Raw genomic sequence first — 9890 nt, 5'->3', positions numbered from 1 at the left:
GTGATCGCCGCCGTCAACGTCGTCTTCCCGTGGTCCACGTGCCCGATCGTCCCTACGTTCACGTGCGGCTTCGTTCGCTCAAATTTAGCTTTTGACATGAAGGTTCCTCCTATCTTCCTTGCGACTTCGCGATGATTTCTTCTCCGATGTTCTTCGGAACGGCCTCATAACGGCCGAACTGCATGGTAAACGTGGCCCGACCTTGGGTCTGCGAGCGCAGGTCGGTGGCGTAGCCGAACATGTTGGCCAGCGGCACCTGCGCCTTGATCACATAGGACCCGGCGCGCACCTCGGTGTGCATGATGCGCCCGCGGCGGGAATTGAGATCGCCCGTGACCGACCCCATGAAATCCTCGGGGACGACGACCTCGACGTCCATGATCGGCTCGAGCAGGACCGGCGAGGCCTTGCGGGCGGCTTCTTTGACGCACATCGAACCCGCGATCTTGAAGGCGATCTCGGAGGAGTCGACGTCGTGGAAGCTGCCGTCGTAGAGGGTGGCCTTGAGGTCCACCAGGGGGTAGCCGGCCAGCACGCCACCCTCCAGGGCCTCCTGGACGCCCTTGCGGACCGCAGGAATGAACTCTTTGGGAATGGCTCCGCCGACCACCGCGTCCGCGAACTCGAAGCCCTTGCCCCGCTCCAGCGGCTCGACGCGCAGCAGGACGTGGCCGTACATGCCGCGGCCGCCGGTCTGCTTGATGTACTTGGTCTCGGCCTCGGCCTTCGCCTGGATGGTCTCGCGGTAGGCGACCTGCGGGCGACCGACGTTGGCGTCGACCTTGAACTCGCGCATCATGCGGTCGACGATGATCTCGAGGTGCAGCTCGCCCATGCCGGCGATGATCGTCTGGCCGGTCTCTTCGTCGATCTTGACCTTGAAGGAAGGGTCCTCCTGAGCCAGCTTTTGCAGTGAGACGCCCAGCTTCTCTTGGTCGGCCTTGGTCTTGGGCTCGATGGCGACGCTGATGACCGGCTCGGGGAACTCGATGGACTCGAGGAGGATCGGCTTGGACTCGTCGCAGAGCGTGTCGCCGGTGGTCGTGAACTTGAGGCCGACCGCCGCGGCGATGTCGCCGGCGCCGATGTCCTTGATCTCTTCGCGCTGGTTGGCGTGCATCCGCAGGATGCGGCCGATGCGCTCTTTCTTCTCTTTGGTCGAGTTGTAAACGTAGGAGCCGGCCTCGAGGCGGCCGGAATAGACGCGGAAATAGGTCAGGTGGCCGACGAAGGGATCGGTCATGATCTTGAAGGCCAGCGCGGCGAAGGGCGCCTTCACGTCGGGGGCGCGCTTCTCGACCAGGTCGGGCTTGCGCGGCACGACGCCCTCGATGGGAGGGATGTCGAGCGGGCTGGGCAGGTAATCGACCACCGCGTCGAGCAGCTGCTGGATGCCCTTGTTCTTGAAGGCGGCTCCGCAGAAGACGGGAGTGATCTTCATCTTGACGGTCGCGGCGCGGGCGGCGCGCTTCAGCTCGTCAACGGTCAATTCTTGGCCTGCCAGGTACTTCTCGACCAAGCCTTCCTCGTGCTCGACCACCGCCTCGACCAGCTGCTCGCGGTAGGCCTTGGCCTTTTCGGCGTATTCGGCCGGAATTTCGATTTCTTCGAACTTGGCGCCCAGGGAGCTTTCGTCGAAGCGGATCGCCTTCATGCGCAGCAGGTCGATCACGCCCTGGAAATTCTCTTCCGCGCCCATCGGCAGCTGGAAGGGAACCGGGTTGGCCTGCAGGCGCTCGTCCATCTCGGCGACGGCCCGGTAGAAGTCGGCGCCGGTGCGGTCCATCTTGTTGATGAAGGCGATGCGCGGGACATGATACTTGTTGGCCTGACGCCAGACGGTCTCGGACTGGGGTTCGACGCCACCCACCGAGCAGAAGACGCCGACCGCGCCGTCCAGGACGCGCAGGGACCGCTCGACCTCGATGGTGAAGTCGACGTGGCCGGGCGTGTCGATGATGTTGACCCGGTGGTTCTTCCAGAAGCAGGTGGTGGTCGCCGAGGTGATCGTGATCCCCCGCTCCTGCTCTTGCTCCATCCAGTCCATCACCGCCGTGCCCTCGTGGACCTCGCCGATCTTATGCGACACCCCCGTGTAATAGAGGATGCGCTCCGTCGTCGTGGTCTTACCGGCGTCGATGTGGGCCATGATGCCGATATTTCGAGTTTTGGCTAGCGGGTACTCTGCCATAAAAATATGGGCCGATCGTTTCGGCCCATTCCTAAAATCTTACCATCGATAATGCGCGAAGGCCTTGTTGGCCTCGGCCATTTTGTGGACGTCGTCGCGTTTCTTGACCGCGGCACCGCGGTTGTTGAGCGCGTCCATGATCTCGGCGGCCAGGCGGTCGGCCATGGTGCGCTCGCCGCGCTCGCGGGCGTAGTCGACCAGCCAACGCAGGCCCAGCGAGATCCGGCGCTCGGGGCGCACTTCCATCGGAACCTGATAGGTCGCGCCGCCGACGCGGCGGCTGCGGACTTCGACGACCGGCTTGATGTTTTCGAGGGCCTGCTTGAAGAGCTTCAGCGGGTCGTCATTCAGCTTGCCTTGGATGATGTCGAAGGAACCGTAAACGATACTCTCGGCCGTGCTTTTCTTTCCCTGCAGCATCACCTTGTTCACGAACTTGGAGATCAGCTTGTCGTGGAACTTGGGGTCCGGGAGGATTTTTCGTTTAGCGATGTGGCCTTTACGCGACATAAGAATCTCTCTCCATCAGGCGGGCCCCGAAGGACGGCCCGCTCGGGTTACTTGGGTTTCTTCGCTCCGTATTTGGACCGGCCTTGGCGGCGCTTCTCGACGCCCGTGGAATCCAGGGTGCCGCGCACGATGTGGTAGCGCACGCCGGGGAGGTCTTTCACGCGGCCGCCGCGGATCAGCACCACCGAGTGCTCTTGCAGGTTATGCCCCTCGCCCGGGATGTAGGAGGTGACCTCGATCCCGTTGGTGAGGCGCACGCGGGCGACCTTGCGGAGCGCGGAGTTGGGCTTTTTGGGGGTCGTCGTGTAGACGCGGACACAGACCCCGCGGCGCTGCGGGCAGCGCTGGAGGGCCGGGGCCGTCCCCTTGTAATAGGCCTTTTGGCGGCCTTTCCGGACCAATTGGTTGATCGTTGGCATAATTCGCTTCCTAGGGTCGCGAGCGACCGCGATAACGCAAATAAGCCCCTGTCGAGAGAAGTCCCGGCTCCGGGATTTCGCCTCGGCATGGGGAAAAATTATTATTATATTTCAACTAGTTAGCTCGGCTTTTTCCAGCCAGCCAAAAATAGGCGCGTTAAGTAGCACGCGCCTCCGAGACCTGTCAAGGAACAATACCCCAACAAATCCGGGTTTTTACTGGTTTTACCCCTGACCTAAGCCTGCGGCGGGCTCCCCCGCCGGGGTCCTTAGGCGCTCAGGTGGCTGGTCGCCGCTTCTACTTCTTCTTCGGCCTCATCGACCTCCATCTTCAGGTCGCGGTAATGGCGCAAGCCGGTACCGGCCGGAATCAGGCGGCCCATAATCACATTTTCTTTCAAACCGCGCAAGTGGTCGACCTTCCCGGACACCGCGGCCTCGGTGAGGACGCGAGTGGTCTCTTGGAAGGACGCCGCCGAGACGAAGGACTCGGTCGAGAGCGAGGCCTTGGTGATGCCCAAGAGCATCGGCTCGCCGGAGGCCGGCTTGCCCTTCTTGGCCCGGATCTGGGCGTTGATGCGCTCGAACTCGTCCCGCTCGACGGTGTCGTCGATCAGGAAGTTCGTGTCGCCCGCGTCCTTGATACGGACCTTGCGCAGCATCTGCCGCACGATCGTCTCGATGTGCTTGTCGTTAATTTTAACGCCCTGCAGACGGTAGACCTCTTGGATTTCGTCGACCAAGTACTTGGCCAGGGCCTTTTCGCCCAGGACCTTGAGGATGTCGTGCGGGTTGGAGGAGCCGTCCATGAGGGGCTCTCCTGCCTTGACATAGTCGCCTTCGCGCACCGCCAAGTGCTTGCCCTTGGCGACCAGGTATTCCTTGGCTTCGCCGACCTCGGGGGTGACCAGCACCTTGCGCTTGCCCTTGGTGTCTTTGCCGAAGCTGACCACGCCGTCGACCTCCGCGATGATCGCAACCTCTTTGGGCTTACGGGCCTCGAAGAGCTCGGCGACGCGCGGCAGACCGCCGGTGATGTCCTTGGTCTTGGTGGTTTCCCGCGGGATCTTGGCGATGACGTCGCCGGCGATCACGTCCTGGCCTTCGCCGACCGTGATGTTGGCGCCGATCGGCAGCAAGTACCGTGCCTCGTTGTTCGAGCTGGGCAGCTTGCGGGTCTGGCCGCGCTCGTCCTTGATCGAGACGCGGGGCCGCATGTCGGCCTGCTTCGACTCGGTGATGACCTTGCGGGAGAGACCCGTGACTTCGTCGACCTGCTCTTGCATGGTGACGCTGTCGACGATGTCGCCGAACTTCACCTTGCCGTCGACCTCGGTCAAGATCGGAATCGAGTAAGGATCCCACTCGGAGAGCAGGGTCTTCGCGGCGACGCGCTGGCCGTCCTTCACCAGGAGCTTGGCGCCGTAGGTGAGGGTGTACTTCTCGCGCTCGCGTCCGGCATCGTCGACGATGGCCAGCTCGCCGTGGCGGTTCATGACCGTCAGGGAACCCTCGCGGTTTTTGACCGTCTTGACGTCGATCAGCTTGACGAGACCCTCGTTGCGGTTGTCCAACGTCGACTGCTCGGCGCGCCGGGAGGCGGCGCCGCCGACGTGGAAGGTACGCATGGTCAACTGGGTGCCGGGCTCGCCGATCGCCTGTGCGGCGATGACGCCCACCGCCTCGCCCAGGTTGACGAGCTGTCCGCGGGCCAGGTCGCGGCCGTAGCAAAGCGAGCAGACGCCGCGCTCGGATTGGCAGGTCAGCACCGAACGAATGCGGACCTTCTCGATGCCCGAGTCCTGAATGATTTCGACCAGTTTCTCGTCGATCTCGGTGCCGGCCTTCACCAGCATCTCGCCGGTGTAAGGATCCTTCACGTCCTCGAGGACGACGCGGCCGAGGATGCGGTCGCCCAACGGCTCGATGACCTCGCCGCCCTCCACCAGGGGCGACATCCAGATGCCGTCCAGGGTGCCGCAGTCCACCTCGGCGATGACGACGTCGTTGGCCACGTCGACCAGACGGCGCGTCAGGTAGCCGGAGTTGGCAGTCTTAAGCGCGGTGTCGGCCAGACCCTTGCGGGCGCCGTGCGTCGAAATGAAGTATTGCAACACGGTGAGGCCTTCGCGGAAGTTGGCCGTGATCGGGGTCTCGATGATCTCGCCGGAGGGCTTGGCCATCAGTCCGCGCATCCCGGCCAGCTGGCGCATCTGCATCGCGCTGCCGCGGGCGCCGGAGTCGGCCATGATGTAAATCGGGTTGAAGCTGGGCAGGGTCTTTTCGGTGCCGTCGTCCTGCGTCACCTTCTCGGTGCTCATCTGCTTGAGCATTTCGGTGGCGATGCCCTCGGTGACTTGGGCCCAGATGTCGACGATCTTGTTGTAGCGCTCGCCGTCGGTGATCAAGCCGTCGATGTATTGGTTTTCGACGTCCCGGACCTCGTTGTAGGCGGTCTCGAGCATCGAGTTCTTGGCCGACGGGATCTTCATGTCGTCGAGGCAGATCGAGATGCCGGCCTTCGTCGAGTATTTGAAACCGATGTCCTTCAGACGGTCGGCCAACAGCACGGTCTCCTTGTCGCCGGCGACGCGGTAACAGCGGTCGACCAGGTCGGCGATCGATTTCTTGTCCATCGTCTTGTTGATGACGCTGAAGGGAATCTTGGAGGGGATGATTTCGTAGAGCATGATGCGGCCGGTCGTCGTCTCGACGCGCTCGCCGTTGATGCGCACCTTGATCTTCGCCTGCAAGTCGAGGGCCTTGGTCTCGTAGGCCAGTGCGACCTCCTCGGGGCTGGCGAAGCTCTTGCCCTCGCCCTTCGCGTGCAGGCGCTCGCGGGTCATGTAGTAGATGCCCAAGACCATGTCCTGCGTGGGCACGATGATCGGCTTGCCGCTGGCGGGCGAGAGGATGTTGTTGGTCGACATCATCAGGACGCGGGCCTCGAGCTGCGCCTCGATGGAAAGCGGCACGTGGACGGCCATCTGGTCGCCGTCGAAGTCGGCGTTGAAGGCCGCACAGACCAGCGGGTGCAGCTGGATCGCCTTGCCCTCGACCAGCACCGGCTCGAAGGCCTGGATGCCGAGGCGGTGCAAGGTGGGCGCGCGGTTGAGTAGGATGGGGTGCTCTTGGATGACCTCGTCGAGCACGTCCCACACCTCGGGCAGCTGCTTCTCGACCATCTTCTTGGCGGACTTGATGGTGGAGACGTAACCGCGGATCTCAAGCTTGTGGTAAATGAAGGGACGGAACAGCTCGAGGGCCATGATCTTCGGCAGGCCGCATTGGTGCAGCTTGAGGTTGGGGCCGACCACGATGACCGAACGGCCGGAGTAATCGACGCGCTTGCCGAGCAGGTTCTGGCGGAAGCGCCCCTGCTTACCCTTCAGCATGTCGGAGAGCGAGCGGAGCGGGCGGCGGTTGGGGCCGGTGAAGACCTTGCCGCGGCGGCCGTTGTCGAAAAGCGCGTCCACGGCCTCTTGCAGCATCCGCTTCTCGTTGCGGATGATGATGTCCGGGGCGTTCAATTCCATCAGGCGCTTCAGGCGGTTGTTACGATTGATGACGCGGCGATAGAGATCGTTGAGATCGCTGGTCGCGAAACGGCCGCCTTCCAGCGGGACCAGGGGACGCAGGTCGGGCGGGATGACCGGAATGACTTCCATCATCATCCAATCGGGCTTGTTGGCGGAATCGCGGAAGGCCTCGACCACTTTTAACCGCTTGGCGATCTTCTTCTTGGTAGCCTCGCTCTTGGTCTTGGTGAGGTCTTTGCGCAGCTTCTTGGCGAGCTCGTCGCAGTCGATCTTCTTGAGCAGCTCGAGGACCGCCTCGCCGCCCATGCGCGCGGTAAAGCCGTCGAGAAACTCCTCACGGGCCTTTTGAAATTTATCTTCGGTCAGGATTTCGCCCTCGCTGAGTGTGCTGGTGCCGGGATCGGTGACGACGTAAGCCTCGCAGTAGAGGACTTTCTCGAGGTCCTTCAGCGTGGTGTCGAGGATGGTGCCGATGCGGGACGGCAGGCTCTTCAAAAACCAGATATGGGCGACCGGCGTGGCCAAGTTGATGTGGCCCATGCGCTCGCGGCGAACCTTGGACTGGATGACCTCGACGCCGCATTTTTCGCAGATGATCCCGCGGTGCTTCATGCGCTTGTACTTGCCGCAGTTGCACTCGTAGTCCTTCACCGGACCGAAGATCTTGGCGCAGAACAGGCCGTCGCGCTCCGGCTTGAAGGTGCGGTAGTTGATGGTCTCGGGCTTCTTGACCTCGCCGTGCGACCAGGACCGGATCATCTCGGGGGAAGCCAGGGAGATTTTGATTCCCGAGAAGGACAGCGGGTCTTTGGGCTTTTCGAAGAAATTTTGGATATCCATTTTTTCCTCCGGGTTCTCAATCAAGAGAACCCATCAATGCTTATTACCTTCAATTTTTTCGCGACCTAGCGGCAGGACATGTCCCGCCCCTACTTTGCTTCAATCAGCTCCACGTTCAGCGCCAGGCTTTGTAGTTCCTTCACCAAGACGTTGAAAGACTCGGGCAGACCGGGCTCGAGGTTGTTCTCGCCCTTGACGATGGCCTCGTACATCCGGGTACGACCGATGACGTCGTCGGACTTCACCGTCAGGAACTCCTGCAGCGAGTACGCGGCGCCGTAGGCCTCCATCGCCCAGACTTCCATTTCGCCCAAGCGCTGGCCGCCGAACTGCGCCTTGCCGCCCAGGGGCTGCTGGGTGACCAGCGAGTAGGGCCCGATGGAGCGCGCGTGGATCTTGTCGTCGACCAAGTGGTGCAGCTTGAGGATGTACATGATGCCGACGGTAACCGGCTGCTCGAAGGCCTCGCCGGTGCGTCCGTCGAAGAGCACCGTCTGGCCGGATTCGGGCAGGTCGGCCAGCTTGAGCATCTCTTTGATCTCGCTCTCCTTGGCGCCGTCGAAGACCGGCGTGGCGGTATGCATGCCGCGGAACATGTGCTTGACCAGCTCGAGGAGCTGAGCCTGCGTCATGTCCTCGAGCTGCGCCGCCGAGGGATTTTTTCCGTAGACCTTCTTCAGCAGGGCCACCAGGTTTTCCTTGCTCTGCGCCTCTTCGACCAGGCGATGGATCTTTTCGCCCAGGCCGCGCGCGGCCCAACCCAAGTGGACCTCGAGGATCTGCCCGATGTTCATGCGGGAAGGAACGCCGAGCGGGTTGAGCACCACCTCGACGGGACGCCCGTCTTCCATGTAGGGCATGTCTTCCATCGGCAGGATGCGCGAGATGACGCCCTTGTTTCCGTGGCGTCCGGCGACCTTGTCGCCGACCGAGATCTTGCGCTTGATCGCGACGTAGACCTTCACCATCTTGATGACGCCCGGGGGCAGTTCGTCGCCCTTCTTGAGCTTGTTGATCTTCTGGTCGTAGACCATCTTGGAGAACTCGACCTGCTCTTCCATGGCCTCGAAGAGCTCGCCCAGCTCGGCCTCAATGTCGTCGCCGTCCTGGACGGTGATCTCGGACCACTTGCTCACGGGCATCTGATCGAGGGTAGCGTTGGTGATGCTCTTGCCCTTGGTCAGGTAGACCTTGTCGGTCTCGTCGTCGACGACCTTCGAGGAGCTGACGCGGCCCACCAGCAGCTGCCGGATCTTCTTGGCGGAGCTGTCCTGGAGGATCTTGATCTCGTCGTCCAGATCCTTCTTCAGCTTGTCGGACTCGGCGGATTGGATCTCCTTGGCGCGCTCGTCGAGCTCGGCCCCCTCGCGGGAGAAGACCTGGGCCCCGATGATGATGCCGCCGACGCCCGGCGGGACGCGCAGCGAGGTGTCTTTCACGTCGCCGGCCTTCTCGCCGAAAATGGCGCGCAGCAGCTTCTCTTCGGGGCTGAGCTGGGTCTCGCCCTTGGGGGTGATCTTGCCGACCAGAATGTCGCCCGGCTTCACTTCGGCGCCGATGCGGATAATGCCGCTGTCGTCCAGGTCCTTGAGGGCCTCTTCGCCGACGTTGGGGATATCGCGGGTGATCTCTTCCTTGCCCAGCTTGGTGTCGCGGGCGACGCACTCGAACTCTTCGATGTGGATCGAGGTGAAGATGTCGTTCTTGACCAGGTTCTCGGAGATGAGGATCGAGTCCTCGAAGTTGTAGCCGCCCCAGGGCATGAAGGCGACGAGCACGTTCTGCCCCAGCGCCAACTCGCCGATCTCGGTGGAGGGTCCGTCGGCCAGGGTGTCACCCTCGCGGACCTTTTGGCCCGCCTTCACGACCGGCTTCTGGTTGTAGCAGGTGTTTTGGTTGGAGCGGCGGTACTTGACCAAATTGTAGATGTCGACCTCGGAGCTCTCCTTGCGGGAGGTCTTCTCGGCCTTGACGACGATGCGGTCGGCGTCGACGCTTTGGATGACGCCGGAGCGGCGGGCGCGGATCGTTACGCCGCTGTCCTCGGCGACCTTCTTCTCGACGCCGGTGCCGACCAGGGGCGTCTCGCTGCGCAGCAGCGGCACGGCCTGGCGTTGCATGTTGGAACCCATCAAGGCGCGGTTCGCGTCGTCGTGCTCGAGGAAGGGAATCAGCGAGGCGGCGATCGAGACCAGCTGGTTGGGCGAGACGTCCATCAGCTCAACTTCCTTGGGCTGGACCATAACGAACTCGCCGTTCTTGCGGCAGCTGACCAAGTCGTTCTTGAAGTGGCCCTTTTCGTCGACCGCGGCGTTGGCCTGGGCGATGTAGAAACCCTCTTCATCCAAGGCCGAGCAATAGATCACTTCGTCGGTGACCTTGCCCTCGGCG

6 protein-coding genes are annotated in these 9890 nt (G+C 62.4%); all 6 read right to left on the bottom strand.

Features of this window, described 5'->3' with window-relative positions; genetic code table 11:
• Positions 1-98: hypothetical protein (locus FBR05_13210; protein MDL1873138.1), on the bottom strand; the 98-nt coding region annotated here is incomplete at its 3' end.
• A gap of 11 nt (positions 99-109) precedes the next feature.
• Positions 110-2191, bottom strand: a complete 2082-nt coding sequence (gene fusA / locus FBR05_13205; protein MDL1873137.1) for an elongation factor G — start codon at positions 2189-2191, stop codon at positions 110-112.
• Positions 2192-2230: 39 nt separating this feature from the next.
• A complete protein-coding gene (rpsG, locus tag FBR05_13200; GenBank protein ID MDL1873136.1) occupies positions 2231-2701 on the bottom strand; it encodes a 30S ribosomal protein S7 in 471 nt (156 codons plus the stop codon).
• A 47-nt stretch (positions 2702-2748) separates the two neighbouring features.
• A complete protein-coding gene (locus tag FBR05_13195) occupies positions 2749-3120 on the bottom strand; it encodes a 30S ribosomal protein S12 (protein ID MDL1873135.1) in 372 nt (123 codons plus the stop codon).
• Between the two features lie 269 nt (positions 3121-3389).
• Positions 3390-7499 carry a DNA-directed RNA polymerase subunit beta' gene (rpoC, locus tag FBR05_13190; GenBank protein MDL1873134.1) on the bottom strand — a complete coding sequence of 1370 codons (4110 nt, stop codon included), beginning with the start codon at positions 7497-7499 and terminating at the stop codon, positions 3390-3392.
• 89 nt (positions 7500-7588) lie between these two features.
• The coding region (gene rpoB / locus FBR05_13185) for a DNA-directed RNA polymerase subunit beta (protein ID MDL1873133.1) at positions 7589-9890 on the bottom strand (2302 nt) is incomplete at its 5' end.

This window comes from Deltaproteobacteria bacterium PRO3 (genome assembly GCA_030263375.1).
Classification (GTDB): domain Bacteria; phylum UBA10199; class UBA10199; order DSSB01; family DSSB01; genus DSSB01.
The sequence above is the reverse complement of the archived record's forward strand: the minus strand, read 5'-3'. Positions and strand labels throughout refer to the sequence as shown.

What these genes read in the sequence shown, in the direction of transcription:
- fusA (MDL1873137.1), bottom strand. Translation starts at nt 2,191, where the DNA reads ATGGCAGAGTACCCGCTAGCCAAAACTCGAAATATCGGCATCATGGCC.
- rpsG (MDL1873136.1), bottom strand. Translation starts at nt 2,701, where the DNA reads ATGTCGCGTAAAGGCCACATCGCTAAACGAAAAATCCTCCCGGACCCC.
- FBR05_13195 (MDL1873135.1), bottom strand. Translation starts at nt 3,120, where the DNA reads ATGCCAACGATCAACCAATTGGTCCGGAAAGGCCGCCAAAAGGCCTAT.
- rpoC (MDL1873134.1), bottom strand. Translation starts at nt 7,499, where the DNA reads ATGGATATCCAAAATTTCTTCGAAAAGCCCAAAGACCCGCTGTCCTTC.